The sequence below is a fragment of the Massilia forsythiae genome (genome assembly GCF_012849555.1).
In the GTDB taxonomy this organism is placed as follows: Bacteria; Pseudomonadota; Gammaproteobacteria; order Burkholderiales; family Burkholderiaceae_D; genus Telluria; species Telluria forsythiae.
Window position 1 is genome coordinate 3,564,192 of record NZ_CP051685.1, and the last position, 25,720, is coordinate 3,589,911.

General features: G+C 69.9%; 22 protein-coding genes. 8 read left to right on the forward strand and 14 right to left on the reverse strand.

The window, feature by feature from the left end:
* Positions 1 to 9: 9 nt before the first annotated feature.
* Entirely contained in the window at positions 10 to 357 is a 348-nt protein-coding gene (locus tag HH212_RS15265) for a hypothetical protein (protein WP_170203254.1), read from the reverse strand.
* 188 nt (positions 358 to 545) lie between these two features.
* Here HH212_RS15265 and HH212_RS15270 point away from each other — a divergent pair, with 188 nt between their 5' ends.
* The 3 genes from HH212_RS15270 (at position 546) to HH212_RS15280 (ending at position 4,707) form a co-directional block, all read left to right on the forward strand.
* On the forward strand, positions 546 to 1,043 hold the full coding sequence (locus HH212_RS15270; RefSeq protein WP_170203255.1) for a nuclear transport factor 2 family protein: 498 nt from the start codon (positions 546 to 548) through the stop codon (positions 1,041 to 1,043).
* A gap of 239 nt (positions 1,044 to 1,282) precedes the next feature.
* Positions 1,283 to 3,616: a putative bifunctional diguanylate cyclase/phosphodiesterase gene (locus HH212_RS15275; protein WP_229217294.1), complete on the forward strand. Its 2,334-nt coding sequence runs from the start codon at positions 1,283 to 1,285 to the stop codon at positions 3,614 to 3,616.
* A 317-nt stretch (positions 3,617 to 3,933) separates the two neighbouring features.
* Positions 3,934 to 4,707: a PEP-CTERM sorting domain-containing protein gene (locus tag HH212_RS15280; protein ID WP_170203256.1), complete on the forward strand. Its 774-nt coding sequence runs from the start codon at positions 3,934 to 3,936 to the stop codon at positions 4,705 to 4,707.
* Positions 4,708 to 4,726: 19 nt separating this feature from the next.
* On the opposite strand, the gene HH212_RS15285 is transcribed toward HH212_RS15280, so the two are convergent.
* A complete protein-coding gene (locus tag HH212_RS15285; RefSeq protein WP_170203257.1) occupies positions 4,727 to 5,434 on the reverse strand; it encodes an SOS response-associated peptidase in 708 nt (235 codons plus the stop codon).
* 86 nt (positions 5,435 to 5,520) lie between these two features.
* On the opposite strand from HH212_RS15285, the gene gluQRS reads away from it, so the two are divergent.
* A complete protein-coding gene (gene gluQRS, locus HH212_RS15290) occupies positions 5,521 to 6,426 on the forward strand; it encodes a tRNA glutamyl-Q(34) synthetase GluQRS (RefSeq protein WP_170203258.1) in 906 nt (301 codons plus the stop codon).
* Between the two features lie 6 nt (positions 6,427 to 6,432).
* On the opposite strand, the gene HH212_RS15295 is transcribed toward gluQRS, so the two are convergent.
* The 12 genes from HH212_RS15295 to HH212_RS15350 form a co-directional block, all read right to left on the reverse strand.
* Positions 6,433 to 6,924, reverse strand: coding sequence for a CHRD domain-containing protein (locus tag HH212_RS15295; RefSeq protein WP_229217295.1), 492 nt, complete (start codon positions 6,922 to 6,924; stop codon positions 6,433 to 6,435).
* An 88-nt stretch (positions 6,925 to 7,012) separates the two neighbouring features.
* The gene (locus tag HH212_RS15300; protein WP_170203259.1) at positions 7,013 to 7,474 is read right to left on the reverse strand and encodes a DUF421 domain-containing protein; all 462 of its coding nucleotides are present in this window, start codon (positions 7,472 to 7,474) and stop codon (positions 7,013 to 7,015) included.
* Between the two features lie 68 nt (positions 7,475 to 7,542).
* A complete protein-coding gene (locus HH212_RS15305; RefSeq protein ID WP_170203260.1) occupies positions 7,543 to 8,028 on the reverse strand; it encodes a hypothetical protein in 486 nt (161 codons plus the stop codon).
* Between the two features lie 113 nt (positions 8,029 to 8,141).
* Positions 8,142 to 8,840, reverse strand: a complete 699-nt coding sequence (locus HH212_RS15310) for a response regulator (protein WP_170203261.1) — start codon at positions 8,838 to 8,840, stop codon at positions 8,142 to 8,144.
* Positions 8,837 to 10,522: an ATP-binding protein gene (locus HH212_RS15315; protein ID WP_170203262.1), complete on the reverse strand. Its 1,686-nt coding sequence runs from the start codon at positions 10,520 to 10,522 to the stop codon at positions 8,837 to 8,839. Before HH212_RS15315 ends, HH212_RS15310 begins: the two co-directional genes overlap by 4 nt.
* A gap of 98 nt (positions 10,523 to 10,620) precedes the next feature.
* The gene (locus tag HH212_RS15320; RefSeq protein WP_170203263.1) at positions 10,621 to 12,102 is read right to left on the reverse strand and encodes a chemotaxis protein CheW; all 1,482 of its coding nucleotides are present in this window, start codon (positions 12,100 to 12,102) and stop codon (positions 10,621 to 10,623) included.
* 2 nt (positions 12,103 to 12,104) lie between these two features.
* Complete coding sequence (locus HH212_RS15325; protein WP_170203264.1) at positions 12,105 to 14,195, reverse strand: methyl-accepting chemotaxis protein; 2,091 nt, start codon at positions 14,193 to 14,195, stop codon at positions 12,105 to 12,107.
* Between the two features lie 343 nt (positions 14,196 to 14,538).
* Complete coding sequence (locus tag HH212_RS15330) at positions 14,539 to 15,906, reverse strand: sulfite reductase subunit alpha (protein WP_170203265.1); 1,368 nt, start codon at positions 15,904 to 15,906, stop codon at positions 14,539 to 14,541.
* Complete coding sequence (locus tag HH212_RS15335) at positions 15,903 to 16,973, reverse strand: FAD:protein FMN transferase (RefSeq protein WP_229217296.1); 1,071 nt, start codon at positions 16,971 to 16,973, stop codon at positions 15,903 to 15,905. Before HH212_RS15335 ends, HH212_RS15330 begins: the two co-directional genes overlap by 4 nt.
* A gap of 2 nt (positions 16,974 to 16,975) precedes the next feature.
* Positions 16,976 to 17,806 carry a DUF4198 domain-containing protein gene (locus HH212_RS15340; RefSeq protein ID WP_170203266.1) on the reverse strand — a complete coding sequence of 277 codons (831 nt, stop codon included), beginning with the start codon at positions 17,804 to 17,806 and terminating at the stop codon, positions 16,976 to 16,978.
* Positions 17,807 to 17,825: 19 nt separating this feature from the next.
* Positions 17,826 to 18,338, reverse strand: coding sequence for a DUF2271 domain-containing protein (locus HH212_RS15345; RefSeq protein ID WP_170203267.1), 513 nt, complete (start codon positions 18,336 to 18,338; stop codon positions 17,826 to 17,828).
* A gap of 37 nt (positions 18,339 to 18,375) precedes the next feature.
* Entirely contained in the window at positions 18,376 to 19,047 is a 672-nt protein-coding gene (locus tag HH212_RS15350) for a PepSY-associated TM helix domain-containing protein (RefSeq protein ID WP_170203268.1), read from the reverse strand.
* 351 nt (positions 19,048 to 19,398) lie between these two features.
* Between HH212_RS15350 and HH212_RS15355 the strand changes: the two genes are divergently transcribed.
* The 4 genes from HH212_RS15355 (at position 19,399) to lpdA (ending at position 25,694) form a co-directional block, all read left to right on the forward strand.
* Positions 19,399 to 22,254: a 2-oxoglutarate dehydrogenase E1 component gene (locus HH212_RS15355; RefSeq protein WP_170203269.1), complete on the forward strand. Its 2,856-nt coding sequence runs from the start codon at positions 19,399 to 19,401 to the stop codon at positions 22,252 to 22,254.
* 116 nt (positions 22,255 to 22,370) lie between these two features.
* Complete coding sequence (gene odhB, locus HH212_RS15360; RefSeq protein WP_170203270.1) at positions 22,371 to 23,687, forward strand: 2-oxoglutarate dehydrogenase complex dihydrolipoyllysine-residue succinyltransferase; 1,317 nt, start codon at positions 22,371 to 22,373, stop codon at positions 23,685 to 23,687.
* A gap of 66 nt (positions 23,688 to 23,753) precedes the next feature.
* On the forward strand, positions 23,754 to 24,107 hold the full coding sequence (locus HH212_RS15365) for a PspC domain-containing protein (protein WP_170205465.1): 354 nt from the start codon (positions 23,754 to 23,756) through the stop codon (positions 24,105 to 24,107).
* Between the two features lie 153 nt (positions 24,108 to 24,260).
* Positions 24,261 to 25,694, forward strand: coding sequence for a dihydrolipoyl dehydrogenase (gene lpdA / locus HH212_RS15370; RefSeq protein WP_170203271.1), 1,434 nt, complete (start codon positions 24,261 to 24,263; stop codon positions 25,692 to 25,694).
* Positions 25,695 to 25,720: the final 26 nt, after the last annotated feature.

A 25,720-nucleotide genomic window follows, 5' to 3' on the forward strand; every position in this document is an offset into this window, starting at 1 on the left:
GTGCCAGTCTCAATTGCATTTGCCGCGCACGATCGCTGCGCCCCAGAACGGCAGGGCCAGCACCCCGCCGAGGCCGAATACCCAGGTCTTGGTGCGGAACTCCGCCGGCTGGTGCTTCAAGGCGTCCGGCCCCAGGCAGGACGGTTTCTCCGCCTCGGAAAACTGGCGCGAGAATTCACGGTGGCGATCGCCGCTCAGCGCCGGCCCGCGGTCGCCGCTGGCGGCCTTGGGCTCGTCTGCCAGGGCGGCGCGCACCGCTTCCTTGATGGCGGCATCGCTGATCCCGCCGACCGACCCCGCCGTTGTCGGCTGCGGCGGGGATGGAAGCGCCGCTTCCTGCGCCTGTGCCGTCGCCATGCCCATCATCCCGGCAAGAGCGAAGGAAAGCGTGAGGCGCATGCGAATAAAACAAGCGATTGCCATGGTGACCGTATCGACGAGAGAATACGGAACAACTATACACGGCGACCGATCCGAAACTTGCAATATACATATCGAAAAAGTGCCGGATATTCGCCCTTGACGATCCCAACCCAGGAGAAACCATGAAATCCCTGTTCCTTGCATGCTGCCTGTTCCTGACCGGCCTGGCCCAGGCCGCCGCGCCGAGTCCCGCCCTGCTCAAGCAGGTCAACGCCTTCGTCGACGGCTGGCACGACGATGCCGCCCACGCGCGCATGGCGTATTTCGACAAGATCGCGCCGGACGGCGTGTACATCGGTACCGACCGCGGCGAGCGTTGGGAGCGCAGCGCGTTCCGCGAGTGGGCGCGCGGCTATTTCCAGGGTAAATCGTCGGCCTGGGTGTTCCACGCCACGCAGCGCAATGTGTACGCCTCGGGCGACGGCAAGACCATCTGGTTCGACGAACTGCTCGACACCAGGAGTCTGGGCCACTGCATGGCCAGCGGCGTGCTGCGCAAGACGGCGAAGGGATTCGAGATCGTGCACTACCAGCTGTCGATCGCGGTGCCGAACGAGATCGTCGACAAGGTCGGCGCCATGGTCAAGGAGGCCGAGGCGGCAGGCGCGGCGGCGAAGTAGCACGTTGCACGGGCGTGTCCGGGCGTGTAGCGGAACGATGGCGACGGGGCATGCGGACAATACGGTTCTTGCCGAGATAGTTTGGTTTTGAGGTTTATTTCGCGGTTTTTGTCTTTACCCAGCAACAGCCAATCGTGCAGACCGTGACAGAGTTCACGTTTCCCCATAGAATTTTTCTCTTTTACAATTTATAGTGCACTGTAGAAAAAATATTCTGTAGAGCATCCGAGGAAGAGATCTTGGGAACCCGTTACGATATCCGCTACTGGCGCAACCAGGTCTTTTCCTCGCTGCTGAACTACGTGCTGGCCCTGGGCATGGTCATGGCCGTGCCCAGCATGTGGCTGGCGGGCACCCACGGCATCTGGCCGATCGTGGTCATGGACGCGGTGGCTATGGTCTGGCTGAGCGCGATCTGGGCGCTCAAGCGGCTGTCGTACAGCGTGCGCGTGTACAACTTCCTGGCGGTCGCCTTCCTCATCGGCATCGGCATGATGGTCACCATCGGCCCGGTCAGCCAGATCTTCCTGCTGGCCACGCCGGTGCTGGCGGTGGTGCTGCTCGGGATGCGTCCGGCGATCGGTGCGCTGGCGGTCAGCGCGCTCTCGATCCTGGTGCTGGGACTGACCGGCCATGCGCGGCTGTACGTGTCCGCCGCCATCGAGGACTACACGCTGGTCCCGTGCCTGATCCTGACCCTGAACTACCTGTGCATCGGCGTACTGCTCACGCTGACCTGCGGCACCGTGCTGCAGCGCCTGAGCAGCACGCTCGAGGATGCGCGCCGCACCGCCGATTCGCTCAAGCAGGGCCACGCGCAGCTGCACGAGCTGAATGCCGAATTGCGCCTGACCTCCGCAGCGGTGGCGCGCCTGAACGACATGGTGCTGATCGCCAAGGTGGTGGAAGAGGCGGGCGCGGTGCAGCCGATCATCTTCGCCAACGATGCCTTCCAGCGCCGCACCGGCTACCAGCGCGACGAAGTGCTGGGCCAGAGCCTGCGCATGCTGCACGGCGTCGACACCGACCAGAACGAGGTGGCGCGCATCGCGCTGGCGATGAGCCGCAACGAGCCGGTCAAGACCGAGATGGTCAACTACGCCAAGGACGGCACGCCCTACTGGATCGAGGCCGACATGGTGCCGTTCACCGGAGAAGGCGGGCGCAACACGCACTGGGTGGTGGTGGCGCGCGACATCACCGAGCGCAAGAACTCGGCCGATGCCATCCACCGCCTGGCCTTCTTCGACGTGCTGACCGGCCTGCCCAACCGGCGCCTGCTGATGGAGCGCCTGGACGGCATGCTGGGCGGCGTGCGCGCCGGCACCGGCCTGGGCGCGATCCTGTTCATCGACCTCGACAACTTCAAGACCATCAACGATGCGCGCGGCCATGCGGTCGGCGACCTGGTGCTCAAGCAGGCGGCGGCGCGCCTGGCCGGCGTGGTGCGCAACAGCGACACCGTGGCGCGCCTGGGCGGCGACGAATTCGTGGTCCTGCTCGACAAGCTGGGCAGCGACCCGCTCGGCGCCACCGAGGCCGCGCTGGCGGTGGCGGAAAAGGTGCGCGTGGCGCTGGCCCAGGACATCGCCATCGACGACCAGTCGTATCACGCGCCGGCCAGCATCGGCGTGGCGCTGCCGCTGCGCGCCGGCCAGACCGCGGCCGACCTGCTGCGCGAGGCCGACACCGCGATGTACCACGCCAAGGAGGCCGGCCGCAACGGCGTGGCCCTGTTCGAGACCGGCATGCTGGCCGAGGCCGAGCGCAAGCTGACGCTGGAAACCGACCTCGCCGCCGCGCTCGAGAACGGCGAACTGTCGATGCACCTGCAATTGCAGGTCGACCACGACCAGGCCCCGGTCGGCGCCGAGCTGCTGATGCGCTGGCGCCGCGCCGACGGTTCGATGGTGCCGCCGGACGTGTTCATCCCGGCCGCCGAAGCCAGCGGCCTGATCGTCCACCTGGGCCAGTGGGCGCTGCGCCAGGCCTGCCTGTGCTGGCTGCGCCTGGACGCGGCCGGGCACGCGATGCCGCTGTCGGTGAACGTCAGCCCGCTGCAGTTCCGCCAGCCGGATTTCGTCGAGCAGGTCGAGCTGGTGCTGCGCGAGACCGGCGCGCCGGCAAGCCAGCTGATCTTCGAGGTGACCGAGGGTTTGCTGGTGGACGACCTGAACCAGACCATCGCGCGCATGCACCAGCTGGCCCAGCTGGGCATCCGCTTCTCGATCGACGACTTCGGCACCGGCTATTCGAACCTGGCCTACCTCAAAAAGATGCCGCTGTACGAGCTGAAGATCGACAAGAGCTTCATTCGCGATACGCCGAACGATGTCAACGGCACCGCCATCGTGCAATCGATCCTGGCGATGGCCGACCACCTCGGCCTGCGCGTGGTGGCCGAAGGCGTCGAGACCGCCCAGCAGGCCAGCTTCCTGTCGGCCAACCGCCATCCGACCATGCAGGGCTACCTGTTCTCGCGCCCGGCGCCGCTGGAAGAGCTGATCCGCAAGCTGGACGAGCCGGTGCGCACGCAGGCGCACGGGCGCGACCAGGAACGCTTGCCGGCCTGACGCTGCCGGGCTGGCGCATCGCGGCGCCTTCCGCGCCCCGATCCGTCGCGCCAAGGCGACAATCCGCCGCCCGTTGCGGCATGCACCGCTTTCAGCCGCCCGGCCATCCGGCGCGCACCGTGACGACGCGCCCCCCGGCGTCGCCGCCGCCGCCGCACGCACTGCAATTGCACAAAATACAACTGGTGAAATCTGTGTGCATTCCGGTGACAAACCGAGGCAATTCAGTGCAAGCCAGGCTTTGACACGGCGGCGGCGACACTCGCAGCATGGACCTGCCGTTCCCACGGCGCCTGTCCAACCACTACGAGGATCCCATGAAACGTGTTTTCGCTGCAGCAGTACTCGCCGCCGCATCCGCCGCCGCCCTCGCGTCGCCCATCTCGACCACCGTCGACTTTTCCAACGGCCAGCAAGGCTGGGACGCCGGCCCGCCGTTCGACGGCAACCAGGGCGTGTGGATCGATGCTTCGCTGGGCAACGGCGCGCCCGCGCTGCACACGGTCAACCCGGAAACCTTCGGCGTGCACTGGAGCACCACCGGCAACCAGGCCTTCATCGGCAACTACGGCGCCAGCGCTTCGGTGACACTGGGGATCGACGTGCTGGCCAACTCGATCGTCTATCTCGGCCGGGAAGTGCACCGCAGGCTGGTGGTCGAGCTGCGCGACTACGACGATCCCTACCAGGACATGCCGTACACCAGCGTCTGGTACGACCTGGGCGAGATCGGCGCCGACAAGGGCGGCTGGCAGCACCTGTCGGTGACCATCGGCGACACCGCCGCGGCGGCGCTGCCGGCCGGCTGGGGCGGCTACGGCAATACCGTGGACGAGCCGAGCCTGCCGCCGGGACGCAGCTTCGCCGACGTGCTGGCAAGCGTCGACGAGATCAGTTTCACCACCTTCGTGCCGGGGTATTTCTACGGCTGGACGGCGTACGACATCGCGGTCGACAATATCGCCATCAGTGCCGACGCCGAGGTGCCCGAGCCGGGCAGCCTGGCGATGCTGGCGGGCGGCCTGGGCGTGCTGGCGTGGGCGCGCCGGCGCCGTACCAGCGGCCGCCATGCCCTGGAGCGCCGCACCTGACCAAGAACCTATCGCCCGGTCAGAACAGCGACAGGTTTTCCGGCGGCGCCGGCGGGGCCGGCCGGGCGGCTTTCGGCTTTCTCGGCGGCTGCGGCGCCGGCCAGGCCTTCATCGCCGCGGCCGGGAACGGGCGCAGGAAGCTGCGCGCCAGTTCGCGGTCGCGGCAATGCAGCCAGGCGTCGACTTCATCCGGCGCCAGGATCACCAGCGCGCGCTTTTCGTCGCCGGGCTTGTGGAAGCGGCGCATCAGCGGGTGCTGGTCGGCGTTGATGGTGATCTGGGTGAACGAGGCCGCCACGCGGCCGCCGTCCTCGGCCCATTCGCGCCACAGGCCGGCCACGAAGAAGGGCGCGTCGTCGCGCATGCCGATGCCGAAGCGCTCGGCATGGCCGCTCTCGTAGTTCGGTTCGTAGAAGCAGGTCATCGGCACCGCGCACAACTGGCTGCGCTGCCAGGCCGGCGCGAACGAGCGTTTTTCGGCGACCGATTCGGCGCGCGCGTTCATGGTGTCGAACACTTTCACGCCGGGCGGGATATGGCGGCGCGGCACCATGCCGTAGCCGGCCAGGCACAGTTCGCGGCGGCCGCCGGCGCCGGCGCGCACGATCGGGGCGTCGTAATCCTTCCAGGTTTCAATCGCCCATTCCAGGTCGCGATACAGGTCGACCAGCTCGCCGAGGACCATGTCGAGCTGTTCGGGCAGGGGAGGGCGGTAGTTGACGCACATGGCGGACCGATCGTGGGGAGGGAGACGCCATGATAGCAGCGCCGGTGTGCTAAGGTGGCGCATCGCATCCACCGGACCATCGCGCAGTGAGCACCATTCCTTACGTCGGCCGTTTCGCCCCGTCCCCCACCGGCCCCTTGCACGCCGGCTCGCTGGTGGCGGCGCTGGCCAGCTGGCTCGACGCGCGCGCCCACGGCGGCGCGTGGCTGGTCCGCATCGAGGACATCGACGAAGGCAGGAGCGTGCCCGGCGCCGCCGAGGACATCGTCGCCTTGCTGGGCCGGCTGGGCATGGTGTCCGACCGCGAGATCGTGTGGCAGAGCCGGCGCAAGCCCCTCTACCAGGCCGCGCGCGAACGGCTGGCGCAGCGGGTGTACGGCTGCGGCTGCAACCGGCGCGAGATCGCCGATTCGCGCCTGGGCACGGGGCCGGACGGCGCCGCCATCTATCCCGGCACCTGCCGCCACGGCCTGGCGCCGGGGCGGGAAGCGCGCAGCCTGCGCCTGCGCGTGCCGGACGCCGGCGCCGACGAGATCGCCTTCGACGACCGCTTCGCCGGGCGCGTCGGCCAGCGGCTGGCGCTGGAATCCGGGGACTTCGTGCTCAAGCGCGCCGACGGCTACTGGGCCTACCAGTTGGCGGTGGTGGTGGACGATGCCGCGCAGGGCGTGACCGACGTCGTGCGCGGCGCCGACCTGCTCGATTCGACGCCGCGCCAGATCTACCTGCAGCGCCTGCTCGGCGTGCCGACGCCGCGCTACCTGCACGTGCCGGTGGTGCGCAACGGCGCCGGCGAAAAGCTGTCGAAGCAGACCGGGGCGCTGGCGGTGCAGCCGGACGACGAGGCCGGCGCCGTGGCGGCGCTGCGCCAGGCCGCCGGCTTCCTCGGGCTCGACCTCGGGCGGCAATCGCCGGGCACGCTGGCCGCGTTCCGGGAGGCCGCCGTCCCGGCCTGGCAGCGGCTGCTGGCCGCGCGCGGGGAAGATGCCTGAGCCGGGCTAGGCTGCGAGACGGCCCGCCGGCGCCTGCGGACGGCGCCGGCCCAGCCACAGCAGGCCCGCCATGCCGGCCCCGAGCATGGCCCAGCCGGACGGCTCCGGCACCGGCGCCGCCACCAGGAAGCCGCGGATCTCGCCGTTGGCATAGGCGCTGGTGTGGATGTTGACGTAGGCCTCGTTGGCGGCGATGGCGTCGAGCAGGGCCGAGGCGGCGCCCTGCACGGTGCCGCCATGGGCGGCCAGGAAGGCCGGTTCCCAGGACGCTGCGTCGGCCAGCGGGATCGAGGCGCTGTAGTCGCCGGCGCGCACGCCGGTCGGGAAGCCGGCGAAGGGCAGGGCCACCGGCGCCGTGCCCGTAAAGGCTTCGCTGGTGCAGCAATGGATGTGGGCGGCGGCGGTGGTGCCGACCAGGTCGCGGAAGGGCATGTCGACCAGGATCGAGCGGCCGCCGGTTTCCAGCGTCACCACGGCGGTGCCCGGAGTGCCGTGCAAAACCTAGCATCATCGGCAGGCCGCGGCGCACACCATACGGCCGAGATAGTGCCGACGAGCGACTGTGCCAACGGGAGATTGAGAGCGCCTAACTGCGCTTGAGCACCGTGATGCTGCCGCCGGCTTCCAGGAAGGCGCACTGCATCTGGTGGCGCGCGCAATCGGCCTCGCGCAGCGCCTGCTCGATGTCGGCCTCGCCGACGCGGTTGCGCTGCATGACCTTGTCGAAGAACACGCCATCGCGCCCCAGCAGCACGGCTTCGCCCTGCAGCAGCGATTCCATCTTGCGGCTGCGCGCCGAGAGCAGGCCGATGCTGGCGTTCAGCACGATCAGCGTGGCCGCGATGATCAGGCCGCCGCTGACGGAATCGTCGCCGCCCGACAGGCCGTTCGACACCGCTTCCGACAGCAGCATGACCACCAGCAGGTCGAAGGGACTCAGCTGGCTGACCGTGCGCTTGCCGGACAGGCGCACCATCAGCAGCAGCGCCAGGTACACCATGGTGCCGCGGGCCACGAATTCCCACCAGGGCAAATCCATATCGAACATGATCAATCCTCACCAAAGGCAGCGCCGATGGCGGGATTGTAATAAATACAGCGTTTTCCCACCGTTCGTTAGGAAGGGTTCGCCGCTGCCTCGGCCGCAGGACGGGCGGCTGGGGCGGACGGGGCGGGCGGTGCGGGCGGCACGGGCGGCACGGGCGGCACGGGCGGCACGGGCGGCTGCTGCCGCGCGCCGGCTTGCGGCGGTGCGGGCGGCGCGGGCGGCGCGGGCGGCGCGGAGGGTGCCGGCGGTGCCGGCGGCACCTGGCCTGCAACCGGCGGCTTGGGCGGCGCCATCCGGCCCGCGACCGGCGGTTTCGGCGGCTTCGGCGGTGTCGGTACTACCCCGTGCTTGCCGGCGCGCGGCGCGGCGCCGGGCTGTGCGGGGGGCGCCGGCGGTACCGGCGTCGTTGCCGGCGGTGCCGGCGGCAGCGGCGCAGACAGCGGCGGCGGCGGGGGCGGGTCCCGGTCGGCGCTCTGGGCGCGGGCGAAGGCGCTGGTCAGCACGAGGGCGGCGCACAGCACGGCCGGCTTGAAGTGGGTGGTGGCGAGTTTCATGGGCTTTCTCCTGTGGCGCCCGCCGGATGCGGCGGGCCATGTACGACATGGTGCCTGCCGAATGTGGAGAAAATGTGGACGCCGCGTGGAGACGCTGCGCGGCCGGCGCAACCTCAGGTGTCGAAGCGGTAGCCCAGCCCGTAGATCGAATGGATTGCCTCGACGCCCGGCAGTGCCGCTTCCAGCTTGCGCCGCAGGTTCTTGACGTGGCTGTCGATGGCGCGGTCGGCCACGTCCAGGCCGGCGTTGCCTTCGCGCGCCAGGTCGAGCAGGCGCGCCCGCGAAAACACCTGGCCGGGCCGGCGCGCCAGCGCGGCCAGGATGCCGTACTCGCTCGGCGTCAGGTCGAGCGGCTGGCCGTGGATGGCGATGCGGCGCGCGTCCTCGTCGATGGCGACCGCCGGCGGCTGCTGCGGCGCCGCTGCGGCCTGCGCCCCGCCGTGGCCGCTGCGGCGCAGGATCGCCTTGATGCGCGCCATCAGCTCGCGCGGGCTGAAGGGCTTGCAGACGTAGTCGTCGGCGCCGGTTTCCAGGCCCAGCAGGCGGTCGATCTCTTCCACCCGCGCCGTCACCATGATCATCGGCACGTCGGAAAAGGTGCGCAGCGCGCGGCACAGCGCCAGCCCGTCCAGGCCGGGCAGCATCAGGTCGAGCACCACCAGGTCGGGCGGGTCTTCGCGGAATGCCGCCAGCGCGGCGGCGCCGTCGTGGTACACGCTGGGCGCGTGGCCGGCCGCGCGCGCGTAGTCGGCCACCAGCGCCGCCAGTTCCGGCTCGTCCTCGACGATGGCGATGCGCGCCGGCGCCGTCATGCCGCCTCCTGTGCCAGCGGCATCGTCACGCTGGCGCGCAGGCCGCCCAGCGGCGAGTGCGAAAAGGCGAGCGTGGCGCCTTGCGCTTCCAGCAGGCGCCGGCACAGCGCCAGGCCGAGGCCGGCGCCGCCGTGGGCGCGGCTGCGCGAGGCATCCACGCGGTAGAAGCGCTCGCCCAGGCGCGCCAGCGCGGCGTCCGGTACGCCGGGGGGCGCATCGTCCAGTTCCAGCCGCAGCACGCCGGCGCCGGCCCGGGCGCGCAGGCGCACGCGACCGCCCGGCGCGCTGTAGCGCAGGCTGTTTTCCAGCAGGTTGTCGAACACCTGGCGCATGCGGTCGGCGTCGGCCAGCACGGTGGCGCGCGGCGGCGGCGCGCCCAGTTCCAGCGCCAGGCCGGCCGCCTGCAAGCGCGCCTCGAACGCGCCGGCGCGGCCGGCCGCCAGGCGCCACAGGTCGAGCGCGGCCGGGCGGCATTCCAGGGCGCCGACGTCGGCGCGCGCCAGCGCGTACAGCTCGTCGATCAGCTTGTTCAGGGCCAGTACCTGGGCCAGCATGGCGTCCAGGTGGGCGGGGCTGGCTTCGCGCACGCCGTCCTGCAGCGCTTCCAGCTGGGCACGCAGCACCGCCAGCGGCGTGCGCAGTTCGTGCGAGGTGTCCGCCACCCACTGGCGCCGCGCCGCCTCGGCGCCGTCCAGGCGCTGCGCCAACGCGTTGAAATGGCGCGCCAGGTCGCCCAGCTCGTCGCTGCGCGCGGCCGCCAGGCGCGTGTCGAAGCGGCCTTCGGCCAGCCGGCGCGCGCCGTCTTCCAGCGCCAGGATCGGACGGCGGAAGTGGCGCGCCAGCAGGATCGCGGCCAGCGCGCTCATCGCCACCGCCGCGGCCACGATCAGCCACAGGCTGCTGCTCAGCTGCGCCAGGAAGGCGTACGCCAGCGCATCGCCGGGCCGTGCGCCGCGCGCCACGCCGAGCCAGCCGACGGTGCGGCCGTCGACCTCGATCGCGCGCCGCGCCGGCGGCGGCACCTCTGCCCGGCGCCCGGCCAGCCAGCGCCCGTCGGCGCCGAGCAGGGTGATGCGGCGCGGCAGCGACTGGGCGGCGTCGATGGCGGCGGGGCCGGCGGCGGGATCCGGCGGCGCCGCCGGCACGCCGATGTGCGGCGGCGGCAGCGGCGGCAGGGGCGGCGCCGGTGCGGCCGGGGGCGCGGCTGGGGCCGGCGCCATCGCTGGCGCGGCGGACGCGGCCGGCGCAGCCGCTGGCGCGGGTGTGGCAGAGGCGGCCGGCACAGGGACGGCGGATGCCGGCGCCGCGGCGGAAGCGGAGATCGAGGCGCCGATGGCGGCCGGCGCCGGCGCTGCCGCTGACGCCGGGGGCGCAGACACCGCGGGCGGTGCGGGCGGGGCCGGCGGCGCCGCTTCTTCGCGCGCGCGCTGCAGGCGCGCCAGTTCCGTCACGATCCAGCCCTGGCGCGCGCCGTCGGGAATGAATTGCCAGCCGCCGCCAGTACGGTAGCGCCGCGCCAGCGCGGCCGAGAGCTCGTCCAGGCGGTCGAGTTCGATGCCGGCCGCGTATTCGCCGAAGCCGGCCAGCACGTTCTGGCGCAGCAGGAACACGGCGCCGGCCGCCACCGCGAGGATGGCGAGCAGCACGCTGGCGAACAGGCGGTGGCCGATGGAAAAGGTCAAGGCGGTCAGGTGACGAATGGTCGGGAACCCATTCTAGGGCAAGCGCGGGCCGGCGGCCACACCTTCGGCCGCCTCGCCGGCCGCACGCCGGGCCGCGCTCAGGCCGCGCGCGCCGCCGTCGCCGTAGCCGCCGCAGCCGCCACAGCCGCCACATCCGCCACGGCCGCCGCGGCCGGGTCGACGATGCGGTAGCTGGCCTGCTGTGTCCCTTCGCCGGTGGCGATGAACTCGACGGCGCGGCTGCCCACGCCCATGCGGTACAGGCGCCCGGCGCCGGCCGGCACCATCACGTGCAGGCGCGTCGCCACGTAGGCGGCGGGGCCGTGCGCGCCGCGCACCACCAGCACGTGGCCGGGGGCGCCGGGCCGCACGCCGGCGTCCGGGCGCAGGTCGGCCAGCGCGATCGAGCCGCCGCGCCAGGCCATGGCGGCGGGAAGGCGCGGCGCGGCGGCGACGGCCGGCGGCAGCGCCAGCACTTCCTCGACCGTGTCGATCGGCAGCGCGCCGTGGCCGTCGGCCTCGAACACGATGTAGGCGACCGCGTTGGCGGCCTGCGCCGCGCCGCGCGGGGCGTGCTGCGTGCCCTGCAGCGCGCCGTCGCGGCTCAGCGCCGCTTCGGGAAAGCGCGCGAACAGGCGCGCGGTGTCGAGCAGGCGCACCGCGCGCCCCTCCTCGTCGAACAGGGTGGCGCCGATGCCGCCGGCGCAGGGGACGGTGGCGGCGCCGAAGGCGCGCAGTTCCAGCGCCGCATGCACCGGCAGGCCGAGCGCCAGGCCGGCGTGCACGATCACCGCCAGCAGGGGGGCTTCGCCCTGCGCATCCGCAGCGGCGTCCGTCGTGGCGTCCGGCGCCAGCGCATCGGCCGCCAGCACGGCCAGGTGCCGGCCGCGCCACAGGCAATAAGCGGCGCCGCCGGCGCCGGTCCCGAAACGCTCCAGCGCCGGCATCGGGATGATCTCGGCGAGGTCGGCCGCCGGCACCCCGAGGCGCATGGCGCCGGCTTGCAGCACGGCATAGGGATGGCGAGGCGCATCCGCCGCGCTGCCGGTATCCGCGGCAACGGCCGCTGCAGCGCCGGTGGATTGGCCGGGCGCGCCGTCGGCCCGGTGCCAGGCTTGCGCCAGGTCGGCCAGGCGGCCGACGTCGAGCACGCTCAGGACGGCGCCACCGTCGGGCGCGCGCGCCACGCTGTGGAACACTTCCTCTTCGTCCTCGTCGTGGTGCAGGCGCGTGAGCTGCCCGGGCGCCAGGTCGACCAGGCCGCCCACCGCGTCGACCCGCAGCCCGATGCTGCGTAACCCATCGCGCAGCACCAGCACGCGCGCATGCGCGGCCGCGCCGGGCGCCGCCGCGCCGGGCGCCGCTGCGCCGACCTCGACCCAGCGCGCCAGGTCGACCACCGGCACCAATCCGCTGTCGTGTTCCACCACGCCGCACAGGGCGCCGCGGCGGCGCGGCAGCACGGCCTCCGGCGGCGGCGCCGGGATCGCCTGCAGCACCGCCGCCGCCGGAATGCCGATGCGTACCGCGCCGACCACGGCTTCGGCCAGCTGCACGGCGGGCGCTTCGCAGGCGGCCATGGTCAGCGCTCCGTGGCCACGCGGTCGAGTTCGGTCAGCAGCGCCGAGGCGTCGCGCGTGGCGTTGGCCTGGGCGCTGGTCGAGGCGTGGATCTGCGCGATCGAGGCGCTGGTCTCGCCCACCGACTGCACGATGCGGGCGAACGCATCCTCGACCTCGGCCGCCAGGCGCGTGCCTTCGCCGACGCGGTTGACGGTCTCGTTGATCAGCTTGGCGATCTCGCGCGTGGCCTGCGCCGACTTCTCGGCCAGCTTGCGCACCTCGTTGGCGACCACCGAGAAGCCCTTGCCGTGCTCGCCGGCGCGCGCCGCCTCGATGGCGGCGTTGAAGGCCAGCAGGTGGGTCTGGCCGGCGATGTCGCTGATGGTGTCGATGATGTCGTGCACGTCGCCGGACGATTTCTGGATGCCCAGCATGGCCTGGCGCGAGCGCTCCAGCAGCTTGCTGCCTTCGGCGGCGTCGGCCTGGGTGCGGCTGGCCATGCCGGCCGACTGCTGCGCGCCCTGGGCGATGGCGGCGATCGACTGCGACAATTCCGCCAGCACGCCGGAAATGGCCTTCACCTTGGCGCTGACCAGTTCTTCGCGGTGCACCTGCTCGGTCACGTCCATCGCGAACTTGACCACCTTGTACGGCTTGCCGTCGGCGTCGAAGATCGGGTTGTAGGTGGCCAGGATCCAGATGTCGGCGTCGTGCTTGCCGCGCCGCTTGAAACGGCCCGACTGGAACTGTCCCTGCGCCAGGTTGGCCCAGAAATGGCGGTAGGCCGGGCTCTTGACCAGTTCCGGCTCGCAGAACATGCTGTGGTGGCCGCCCAGGACTTCCTCGCCGAGGTAGCCCATGGTGCGCAGGAAGTTGTCGTTCACCGCCAGCACGTTGCCGCGCAGGTCGAACTCGATCACCGCCTGGGAGCGGCCGATGGCGTCCAGCTTGCCCTGCGAATCGGCGTGGTGCAGCTTGGCGGCGGTGATGTCGGTGGCGAACTTGATCACCTTGACCGGCTTGCCGTCGGCGTCCAGGATCGGGTTGTAGTTGGCCTGGATCCAGACCGCCCGGCCATCCTTGGCGACGCGCTTGAATTCGCCGGCGTGGAACTCGCCGGCCGCCAGCATGCGCCAGAAGGCGCGGTATTCGCTCGAGCGGCTGTAGGCCTGGTCGCAGAACATCGCATGGTGCTGCCCGACCACCTCGTCGGCCGCGTAGCCGAGGGTGTCGAGGAAATTGCGGTTGGCGCGCAGCACGCGTCCCTGCAGGTCGAACTCGATCACCGCCTGGGCGCGGTCGAGCGCGGTCATGCTGCCTTCGAACTCGGCGTTGCGCTCGGTCGCGGCGGTGACGTCGGTGGCGTACTTGATCACCTTGAACGGCTTGCCGTCCAGGCCGAACACCGGGTTGTAGGAGGCGTTGATCCAGATCTCGCGCCCCGACTTGTGGCGGCGCTTGAAGTGGCCGGCGTGCGGCTCTCCCGAGGCCAGGTGCAGCCAGAACGCCGCGTAGTCGGCCGAGGCCGCGTAGGCCGGGTCGCAGAAGATGCGGTGGTGCTTGCCCGCGACCTCGTCCAGGCCGTAGCCCATCGTGTCCAGGAAGTTGGCGTTGGCGTGCAGGATGCGCCCGTCCAGGCCGAACTCGATCACGGCCTGGACCCGGTTGATGGCGTCCATCTTGGCGGCATCGTCCGCGCTCTGCAGCTTGGCCGCCGTGATGTCGGTGGCGAACTTGATGATCTTGACCGCCTTGCCGGCGCCGTCGAACACCGGATTGTAGGAAGCCTGCAGCCAGACCGGCTCGCCGCTGCTGTCCAGGCGCATGTATTCGCCGCTGCAGGCCTGGCCGCGCGCCAGCGCCTGCCAGAAGGCGGTGTAGTCGCTGGAGGAAGAAAATTCACGGCTGCAGAACATGCGGTGGTGCTGGCCCACCACTTCGCCCAGGGTATAACTCACCGCATCCAGGAAGTTCTGGTTGGCGTGGATCACGCGGCCGTCGAGATCGAATTCGACCACGGCCTGGGTGCGGTTGATGGCGTCCAGGGCGGCGCGCGCCAGGTCGTGGCGCGTATCGGCGTGGGAGAGAACCGTGTCGACGGAAGTGAGCATGGAATGTGGACGAGTAACGTGATGGATGGACTATGACGGGGACACCGGTCCCCGACCCCTGCGGCGCCGGCACGCGCCCCGGACGATGCATCGAACATGCCGGTAGATCAACTGGTGGAAATTTAAGCTTTTTCCGAAAAGAAATCTAATTGTCTTTCAGTATCAATTCAATAGTTGTTGTGAAAATATTGAAATTGATGGTTGGCAACAATATAGCGCAGTTTTCGTATTGACGGCGTTCGTGCGGTGTGCGTGTACCGGCGCTGGTCCTGCCGGGCAGCTTGCGGCGGCATTTGCCGGAATTGATGAGGGAACACGGCGCGTATGCCGTACGCCGCCGCTGTCAGTAGACGTCGCGGCGGTAGCGGCCGTCGGCCGCCAGCAGGTCGAGCGCCTGCTCGCCCAGGATATCGACCAGCGCCGCATGCACGCCGCCGGCCATGCCTTGCAGGCTGCCGCAGACGTAGATGGCGGCGCCGCGGTCGATCCAGTCGCCGACCTGGCCGGCGTGGAGGCGCAGCACGTCCTGCACGTAGCGCCGTTCCTGCCGGTCGCGCGAGAAGGCCAGGTCGAGGCGGCCCAGCCAGCCGGCGTCGCGCCAGCCCTGCAACTCCTCGCGCAGCAGGAAATCGTGCTGGTTGTTGCGTTCGCCGAACAGCAGCCAGTTGTCGTGTTCGCCCAGGTGGATGCGCGCCTTGAGCAGGGCGCGCAGGCCGGCCAGGCCGCTGCCGTTGCCGATCGCGATCAGGGGGCGGCGCGCGTTTTCTCCCAGGCGGAAGCGCTGGTGCGCGCGCACCCGCAGCGCGATCGTGTCGGCGGCGCCGGCACCCTCGCACAGCCAGCCGGAGGCGGCGCCGGGGCTGCCGTCCGCGCGCCGCTGCAGGCGCACCAGCAGTTCCAGGCGGCCGTCCAGCGGCAGCGAGGCGATCGAGTATTCGCGCGGATGCCCGGGGTCGGCCGGCGCGCCGACCTGCACCAGGTCGCCGGCTTCCCAGTCGGGCAAAGGACCGCTGCGCGGCACCAGCGCCAGGCGGTACAGGGGCGCGCCGGCGCTGCCGGGATTCAGCAGCACGCGCTCCTTGATGCACCAGTCGCCGTAGGCCGGCGCTTCCCAGTCGGGCGTATCGACCGTGCCGGCCAGGCGGCCGACGTGGTGCTGCCATGCGGCCAGCGCGGCGCCGTCGCCGCGGTCGACCTCGATGCGCTCGAACAGGCGGGTGGCGCCGCGCGCCGCCAGCCAGCCGTCCAGCGCGCGGCCGAAGCCGCAGTAGTTGGCGTAGCTGCGGTCGCCCAGCGCCAGCACGGCGTAGTGCAGGTGCGCCAGCGCCGACCCGGCGCCGGCGCCGGCCGGGGGCGCCGCCAGGCGGGCGGCCAGGCGCGCCGCGCTGTCCGGCGCGTCGCCTTCGCCGTAGGTGCTGGCCACCAGCAGCAGGTTCGATGCGCGCCCGAGCGCGGCCTCGTCCAGCGTCGAGATGCACACGGCGCGCGCGGCCAGGCCGCCGGTGGCCAGCGTCTCGGCGCTGCGCTGCGCCAGGTATTCGGCATTGCCGGTCTGGCTGGCATACACCACCAGCCAGACGCCGGCGCCGCCGTCGACGGCGCCGGCCGCGGCAGCGCGGCGCGCCTGCCAGATGCCGGCGCACAGCGCCAGCCAGCTGCCGGCGAGCGCGAGCGCGCCGCCCCAGCGCAAGGGTTCGGTGGTCAGCATCATTGCAGCAGGGCGCGCCAGGCGGACGAGGTGACGGCGGACAGCGGCGCGCCGGGCGCGTCCGCACGCAGCAGGAAGCGCGCCGCCACGCCGCGCGCCTCGGCGAAGGCGAGGCCGGCCAAGGGGCCCATCACGGTCAGCGCGGTGGACAGCGCGTCGGCCGCCATGCAGGCCGGCGCCAGCACCGTCACCGAGGCCACGCCGTTGGCGATCGGCTGGCCGCTGCGCGGATCGAGCGTGTGCGAACGGCGGCGGCTGTCCGGGCAGCGGTAATAGCGGCGGTAGTCGCCCGAGGTGGCCACCGCCAGGCCGTGCAGCGCCAGCAGCGGCGCCGGGGGCGCCGCAGTGCCGGTCTCGCTGCCGGCGGCGCCATCCTGGCCGTCATCGCCGCTGCCGTCCGGCACGCCCTCGACCTCGACCCACCAGGGCTGGCCGTCGGCCTTGACCCCGGCGCCGCGCAGTTCGCCGCCGGCTTCGGCCAGGTAGTGGCGCACGCCGTGGCGTTCCAGGCACAGCGCCAGGCGGTCGACCGCGTAGCCCTTGGCCACCGCCGACAAATCGAGCCGCGCGCCGCCCGGCTGGTACAGGCGGCGCGCGGCGCGGTCGAGCACCGGCGCGGCGGCGCGCCGCTGCGCCAGCACGGCGTGCACCGCCGCCGGCGCCGGCGCATAGAAGCCGGCCTGGTCGTAGCGGCCCGCGGCGCCGAAGCCCCACAGGTCGACCAGCGCGCCGGCGGCCGGGTCGTAGGCGCCGGCGCTGGCTTCGTGCACCCACAGCGCGTAGTCCATCACCTCGAAGAACGGCGCCGGCAGGTCGTGCCAGCTGCCGGCCGGGGCGCGGTTGTAGCGCATCAGCAGGGAGGTGTCGTCCCAGTGGCTCATCTGCGCCACCACCATGTCCAGTTCCGCCTGCAGCGCCGCGCGTAAATCGGCGGCGTCCGTGGCGCCGGCCGGCTGCATCAGCCGCACCGACCAGCCGCTGCCCATCGCCGTGCCGGACAGCGCCAGCGGGCGGCTGCCGGGCGGCGCCGGAGCGGGGTCGATCGCCAGCGGAACCAGGACGTCGCGCACGCCTACTCCGGCAGGATCTCGAAGGTGGCCGAGTAGCTGTAGCGCTTCGACTCGGCCGGACCCTCTGCGCCCGGACCGCGCGGTGCATTCGCCGGATAGGCGGCGCTCAGCCAGTACATGTTCGGCGCCGGCAGCGTGAAGCTGGCTTCGCCGTTGGCGTCGGTGGTGAGCCTGACTTCGCCCGCGGTGCCGCGGTAGCGCACGCCGCCCGGGATCATGCTGAACGGGAAGTTGGGCAGCGGCTTGCCGTCGAGCAGGAAGCGCAGGCGCGCCTTGTCGCCCGCGTGCAGCTCGTTCGGGTGGGTGACGGCCACCATCTCCAGGCCGCGTCCGACCGGCTTCAGGGCGCCGGCGGAAGCCTTGTTCAGGGTGACGAAGGTGTCCTGGCGCTGGACCATGGTGGTGCGGCGCACCTCGGCGGCGCCGGCCGGGATCTCGTTCTGCGCGGCCTGCTCGCTGGCGCGGAAGCGCTTGGTTTCGCCGTTCAGCTTGTAGCTGCCCATGACGTTGACGGCGGCCAGGGTGATGCGGTAGGTGCCGTCCTTCGGCAGGCGGATGTCGACCGTCGAGCGGTGCTTGCCGACGGTGGCCGCCGGCGCCGGCGCGGTGGCGCCGTCCGGATCGGTGACCGTCAGGCCGTCGAGCTTGAGCGGCATGAAGTCGGCCTCGAACAGGCCTTCCGAGGTGGCGCCGTCGATCGTGACCCAGGCTTCGCGGTCGGACTCGATGACGGTGGTGGTCGGGATCATCCACTGGCGGTGGGCGTGCGCGGCCAGGGCGGCGCTCGCCAGGGACACGGCCAGGACGAGTTTCTTGACGGTGGTGGTGTGCATGAGCGTCTCCGATGGATGGTTATTGCACCGCGATGGCGACCGCGCCCAGTTCTTCCTTGCCGGCGCCGCTGGCGGCCAGCTTGCCCTTGGCCGGCCAGGCGAACGGCACGCGCACCAGCTCGCGTCCGCCGCCTTCGCGCGCGGCCTCGATCACCAGCTTGTAGTCGCCGGCCGGCAGTTTGTCCAGGCCGGTGATGGCCGGGCCGAAGTTCATGGTCTGGGTGCCGGCCGGGCGGGTGGCGCCGGAGACGCCGTCGATCGGCAGCTTGGCGTCGCGGCCGGCCTTGCGCCACCAGGTGCGCAGGTCCTTGACCCACTTCTCGCCGGCGTTGTCGCGCTTCTTGACGTCGTACAGCACAGAAAGAGTCGAAGCAATAGTCTGGTCGGCGCGCTCGATCCAGATCGCCACGTAGGGCTTGTGGTACTCGGCCACGTTCAGCTGCGGCAGGTCGAACTTGACGGTGAGATCGGCGGCCATCGCCCAGCTCGAGGCGAGCGGCAGGGTCAGGGCGAGCGTGCGGGACAGTTTCATGGGACGCTTTCTTGTAGGTGTGATGGAGAAGGGCGGATCAATGCACGAACAGCAGGGCCAGCACCACCGGCAGCAGGATGCCGAAGCCGATCACCGGCCAGGTCGACGGCCGGTTGGCGGCGTGATACTTCATGATGAGGAAACCGGTGATGCAGAACACCAGGCAGGCGCCGGCGAAGATGTCGATGAACCAGCCCCACACGGCGCCGGCGTTGCGGCCCTTGTGCATGTCGTTCAGCCACGAGATCCAGCCGCGGTCGGTGCGTTCGTATTCGGCCTTGCCGTCGGCGCCGATGCGCAGCCAGGCGTCGCCGCCCGGGCGCGGCAGCGCGACGTAGGCATCGTCCTCGCTCCACTCGGCGCGCTTGCCGCGCACCTCGGCCGGGAAGGTCCGTTCGGCCCAGTCGGCCAGCCCGGCCGGCAGCGGCAGCTTGGCATCGGCGTGCGCGGCAGCGAAATCCGCCAGCTGCGCTTGCAGCGCCGGCGGCAGTGCCGCCTTCAGGCGCGTGACCTGCGGCTTGGCCTCGATCTGGGACGCGTGGTTGAGGGTGAAGCCGGTGACGCTGAACAGCAGCATTGCCGTCAGGCACAGCGCCGAGCTGATCCAGTGCCACTGGTGCAGCTGGCGCAGCCAGACGGCGCGGCGCGCGCCCGGCAGGGCGGGAACGGTGGCGTCGGAACGGGCGGCGGCGGATGGGGGAGAAGACATTTTTAAATGATAACGATTATCATTTAGCAGGTCAACCCGGCAATTTTTTGCACAGATTTCGTAACAAATAAAAGTGTTGACAATCCCTGTTTGCGCATGAGGCTTGCGTTACAATACCGTGCGCAAAACGGGCAGTCATGCCATGTGGATGCGCCGTTGGATCGAATCATGTGTCAAAGGGGCCGCGATGTGCCGTCGCTGGTGACAGCGCTCGTCGATCGAGGTCCGGTATAAAGTCCTTCCCCCACAACTTGATGTAGTAAGTGCGATCCGCTAACCGGTCAGGCCGTGTCGCGGAAGGTTAGATTAACCCGCCCCAACCTCGCGAAACGCGATGAAAGGTGAGCAAGAATGATGCAACAATATAACGCCAACTCCTACCTGTTCGGCGGTAACGCGCCGTACGTGGAAGAGCTGTACGAAGCGTACCTGGACAATCCCGGCTCGGTGCCGGACAACTGGCGCGCCTACTTTGACGCGATGCAGCACATGCCCGCGGTCGACGGCAGCGAAAAGCCCGACGTCGCCCATGCCTCGGTGATCGCCTCCTTCGCCGAGCGCGCCAAGCAGGGTCCGATCCGCACCGTGATCGCCTCCCCGGACGCCGAACTCGGCCGCAAGCGCGTGGCCGTCACCCAGCTGATCGCCGCCTACCGCTACCTCGGTTCGCGCTGGGCCAACCTGGACCCGCTGCAGCGCCAGGAGCGCCCGCCGATCCCGGAACTGGATCCGGCCTTCTACGGTTTCAACGAAGCCGACCTCGACACCAAATTCAACATCAGCAACACCTACTTCGGCCAGGAAACCGCCTCGCTGCGCGACCTGCTGAACATGCTGCGCGATACCTACTGCCGTTCGGTGGGCGCCGAGTTCATGTACGTCAGCGACCCGACCGAGAAGCGCTGGCTGCAGGAAAAGCTGGAATCGATCCGCTCGACCCCGGCCTTCACGGCCGAAAAGAAAAAGCACATCCTCGAGCGCCTGACCGCGGCCGAAGGCCTGGAACGCTACCTGCACACCAAGTACGTCGGCGCCAAGCGCTTCTCGCTGGAAGGCGGCGAATCCTTCATCGCCTCGATGGATGAAGTCATCCAGCGCGCCGGCGAGCAGGGCGTCCAGGAAATCGTCATCGGCATGGCCCACCGCGGCCGCCTGAACGTGCTGGTCAATACCCTGGGCAAGGCCCCGTCCGAGCTGTTCGAGGAATTCGAAGGCAAGCACGCCGACGACCTGCCGTCGGGCGACGTGAAATACCACCAGGGCTTCTCGAGCGACATCTCGACCCCGGGCGGCCCGGTCCACCTGTCGCTGGCGTTCAACCCGTCGCACCTGGAGATCGTCAACCCGGTCGTCGAAGGCTCGGTCAAGGCGCGTATGGAACGCCGCGGCGACCACGCCGGCAAGGAAGTGCTGCCGATCCTGGTGCACGGCGACGCCGCGTTCGCCGGCCAGGGCGTGGTCATGGAGACCCTGAACCTGGCCCAGACCCGCGGCTACGGCACCGGCGGCACCGTCCACATCGTCATCAACAACCAGATCGGCTTCACCACCTCGGACCCGCGCGACGCCCGTTCGACGCTGTACTGCACCGACGTGGTCAAGATGATCGAGGCGCCGGTGCTGCACGTGAACGCCGACGATCCGGAGGCGGTCGTGCTGGCCACGCAGATCGCGATGGACTACCGCACCGAATTCCACAAGGACGTGGTGCTGGACATCGTCTGCTACCGCAAGCTGGGCCACAACGAGCAGGACACCCCGGCGCTGACCCAGCCGCTGATGTACAAGAAGATCGCCAAGCACCCGGGCACCCGCAAGATGTACGCGGACAAGCTGGCCGCACAGAACACCATCGAGCTTGATGGCGGCGACCAGCTGGTGACGGCCTACCGCAACGCGATGGACGCCGGCAAGCACACCATCGACCCGGTGCTGACCGACTTCAAGAACAAGTACGCCGTCGACTGGGCGCCGTTCCTGAACAAGAAGTGGACCGACGCCGCCGACACCGCGGTGCCGCTGACCGAGCTGAAACGCCTGGCCCAGCGCATCACCACCGTGCCGGAAAACTTCAAGCTGCACTCGCTGGTCGAGAAGGTGCTGGGCGACCGCGCCACCATGGGCCGCGGCGAGATGAACCTCGACTGGGGCATGGGCGAACACCTGGCCTACGCCTCGCTGCTGGCGTCCGGCTACGCGGTGCGCCTGTCGGGCCAGGACGCCGGCCGCGGCACCTTCGTGCACCGCCACGCCGTGCTGCACGACCAGAACCGCGAGCGCTGGGACCAGGGCATCTACCTGCCGCTGGCCAACGTCCAGGAAAACCAGGCCAACTTCACCGTGATCGACTCGGTGCTGTCGGAAGAAGCGGTGCTGGGCTTCGAATACGGCTTCTCGACCGCCGAGCCGAACACGCTGACCATCTGGGAAGGCCAGTTCGGCGACTTCGTCAACGGCGCGCAGGTCGTCATCGACCAGTTCATCGCTTCCGGCGAAGTGAAATGGGGCCGCGCCTCGGGCCTGGTGCTGATGCTGCCGCACGGCTACGAAGGGCAAGGTCCGGAGCACTCGTCGGCGCGCATCGAGCGCTTCCTGCAGCTGTGCGCGGACCACAACATGCAAGTCGTGCAGCCGACCACCGCCGCCCAGATCTTCCACCTGCTGCGCCGCCAGATGGTGCGCCAGTTCAGGAAGCCGCTGGTGATCTTCACGCCGAAGTCGCTGCTGCGCAACAAGGACGCCGGCTCGCCGCTGAACGACCTGGCCGGCGGCGGTTTCCAGACCGTGATCGGCGAACACGACGAGAAGATCGACGCCAACAAGGTCAAGCGCGTGATCGCCTGCTCGGGCAAGGTGTACTACGACCTGATCAACGCGCGCAAGACGCGCGGCACCAGCGATACCGCCATCATCCGCATGGAGCAGCTGTATCCGTTCCCGCACAAGGCCTTCGCCGCGGAACTGAAGAAGTATGCCAACGTGACCGAGGTGGTGTGGGCGCAGGACGAGCCGCAGAACCAGGGCCCGTGGTTCCAGATCCAGCACAACCTGTTCGAAAGCATGGAAACGGGCCAGCGCCTGGCGTATGCCGGCCGTCCCGCTTCCGCCGCGCCGGCGGTCGGCTACTCCGACAAGCACGTCGCGCAACAGAAGGAACTGCTGGAGACCGCGTTCTCGAAGTTGAAGGGGTTCATCCTCACCAAGTAAGCCCACGCGGCGCCGCGCACCCTTGCGCGGCGCCCGCCCGGATCACGCATTGCAGACCGAACGGCCCCGCAAGCACGCGGGACGTTCGCACAGAAAAAATAAACGGAGTTTTTTAAATGGCACAAATCGAAGTCAAGGTCCCCCAACTGTCGGAATCGGTCGCCGAAGCGACCCTGCTGTCCTGGCACAAGAAGGTCGGCGAATCCGTCTCGCGTGACGAAAACATGATCGACATCGAGACCGACAAGGTGGTCCTCGAACTGCCGGCGCCGAATGCCGGCGTGATCGTGCAGATCATCAAGGCCGACGGCGCCACCGTCGTCGCCGGCGAGACCATCGCGATCATCGATACCGAAGCCTCGGCCCAGACCAGCCCGGTCGGCATCACCGCCGCCGCCACCCCGAACGCCCCGATCCCGGCGCCGGCCCCGCATGCCAGCGCCGCTTCCGCGACCGGCGCCTCCGGTGGCGCCAAGGCCGACATCGCCATGCCGTCGGCCGCCAAGATCCTGGCCGACAACAACCTGAGCCCGAGCGACGCCACCGGCACCGGCCGCGACGGCCGCGTGACCAAGGGCGATGCCCTGGCCGCCGTCGCCAACAAGGGCGCCGTGCCGGCCCCGGCCGCACCGGGCGCATCCGCGTCGGCCCCGGCCGCCCCGGCCCCGCTGCAGCAGCAGGCCGCCAAGCCGGCGCTGCCGCAAGTGTCCGCCCCGAGCGCCAACCTGGGCGAGCGTCCGGAAGAGCGCGTGCCGATGAGCCGCCTGCGCGCCCGCATCGCCGAGCGCCTGCTGCAGTCGCAGTCGACCAACGCCATCCTGACCACCTTCAACGAAGTCAACATGGCCCCGGTCATGGAACTGCGCGCCAAGTACAAGGACAAGTTCGAGAAGGAACACGGCGTCAAGCTGGGCTTCATGTCCTTCTTCGTCAAGGCCGCCGTGGCCGCGCTGAAGAAGTACCCGATCCTGAACGCCTCGGTCGACGGCAACGACATCATCTACCACGGCTACTTCGACATCGGCATCGCGGTCGGTTCGCCGCGCGGCCTGGTGGTGCCGATCCTGCGCAACGCCGACCAGATGAGCATCGCCGAGATCGAGAAGAAGATCGGCGAGTTCGGCCAGAAGGCCAAGGAAGGCAAGCTGACCCTGGAAGACCTGACCGGCGGCACCTTCTCGATCTCCAACGGCGGCACCTTCGGCTCGATGCTGTCGACCCCGATCATCAACCCGCCGCAGTCGGCGATCCTGGGCGTGCACGCGACCAAGGACCGCGCCGTGGTCGAGAACGGCCAGATCGTGATCCGTCCGATGAACTACCTGGCGATGTCGTACGACCACCGCATCATCGATGGCCGCGAAGCCGTCCTGGGCCTGGTGGCCATGAAGGACGCGCTGGAAGACCCGGCGCGCCTGCTGCTCGACCTGTAATCGCCGCCGCCGCAAGCCGGGTGGCGCCGGCTGCGCGCGTTGGCCGCTGTTCGAACCGATGGAGGCATCATGATTGCGGATGAAATCAAGCGTTTGCATGAACTGCACCAGGCCGGCGCGCTGAGCGACGCCGAATTCGAACAGGCCAAGGCGCGCCTGCTGTCCACCGCGAATATCCGGTTGGACAAGGATGCGTCCAGCAGCCGCTTCGCCGGCGACCTGAACTCGCTGCGCCGCTCGCGCACCGACCGCTGGCTCAGCGGCGTGTGCGGCGGGCTGGCCGTGGCGACCAGGGTCGATTCCTGGGTATGGCGGCTGCTGTTCGCGCTGCTGACGCTGACCTTCGGCTTCGGCGCGGTGATTTACCTGTTGTTGTGGATTTTTGTGCCGGAAGAGGGTGTTCCGGCTACGACTGATTGATCGTCGTTCCCGCGAAGGCGGGAACCCATAGAGACGTTACTGGAGTCGCACCGCTTGCGTCTTCGAGATGCTCAGCATGGGTCCCCGCCTGCGCGGGGACGACGGTGGTTTGCGCTGGCACGAGGCTGGCGCGGGCCAGACAAGGAACGATAAATGAGCACCGAAAAACAATTTGACGTCGTCGTGATCGGCGGCGGCCCCGGCGGCTACATCGCCGCCATCCGCGCGGCCCAGCTGGGCTTCAAGACCGCCTGCATCGACGAGTGGACCAACGCCAAGGGCGCTCCAGCCCTGGGCGGCACCTGCACCAACGTCGGCTGCATCCCGTCCAAGGCGCTGCTGCAATCGTCGGAACACTTCGAGCACGCCGGCCACGCGTTCGCCGAGCACGGCATCGACGTGCAGGGCCTGCAGCTGAACCTGCCGCAGATGCTCAAGCGCAAGGACGGCGTGATCAAGTCCAACAACGACGGCATCGTCTACCTGTTCAAGAAGAACAAGGTCAGCTTCTTCCACGGCCGCGGCACCCTGGCCGGCGGTACCGAAGGCGCGTACACCATCAACGTGTCCGGCCCGACCACCGATACGCTGACCGCGAAGAACGTGATCGTCGCCACCGGCTCGAACGCCCGCGAACTGCCGGGCGCGCCGTTCGACGAGAAAGTCATCCTGTCGAACACCGGCGCGCTGACCATCGACAACGTGCCGGCCAGGCTGGGCGTGATCGGCGCCGGCGTGATCGGCCTGGAAATGGGTTCGGTATGGCGCCGCCTGGGCGCCCAAGTCACCGTGCTGGAAGGCTTGCCGGCCTTCCTCGGCGCGGTCGACGAGCAGATCGCCAAGGAAGCCCACAAGCTGTTCAAGAAGCAGGGCCTGGACATCCACCTGGGCGTGAAGATCGGCGCCATCAGCAACCGCGGCAACGACGTCACGGTCGAGTACACGGACGCCGCCGGCGGCGCGCAGACCGCCACCTTCGACCGCCTGATCGTCTCGATCGGCCGCGTGCCGAACACCACCGGCCTGGGCCTGGAGTCGGTCGGCCTGCAGCTCGGCGAGCGCGGCTTCATCGCCGTCGACGACGAATGCCGCACCAACGTCCCGGGCATCTGGGCGGTGGGCGACGTGGTGCGCGGCCCGATGCTGGCGCACAAGGCGGAAGAAGAGGGCGTCGCGGTCGCCGAGCGCATCGCCGGCCAGCACGGCCACGTCAACTTCAACACCATCCCGTGGGTGATCTACACCTCGCCGGAAATCGCCTGGGTCGGCAAGACCGAGCAGCAGCTGAAGGCGGAAGGCGTCGCCTACAAGGCCGGCACCTTCCCGTTCGCCGCCAACGGCCGCGCGCGCGCGCTGGGCGACATCTCGGGCATGGTGAAGTTCCTGGCCGATGCCGCGACCGACGAAATCCTGGGCGTGCACATCATCGGCCCGGTGGCGTCCGAACTGATCTCGGAAGCCGTGGTCGCGATGGAATTCCGCGCTTCCAGCGAAGACATCGCCCGCATCTGCCACGCCCACCCGTCGCTGTCCGAAGCGACCAAGGAAGCCGCGCTCGCCGTCGACAAGCGGTCGCTGAACTTCTAATCCGGCCGCCGCGGCCGACGTGGGGT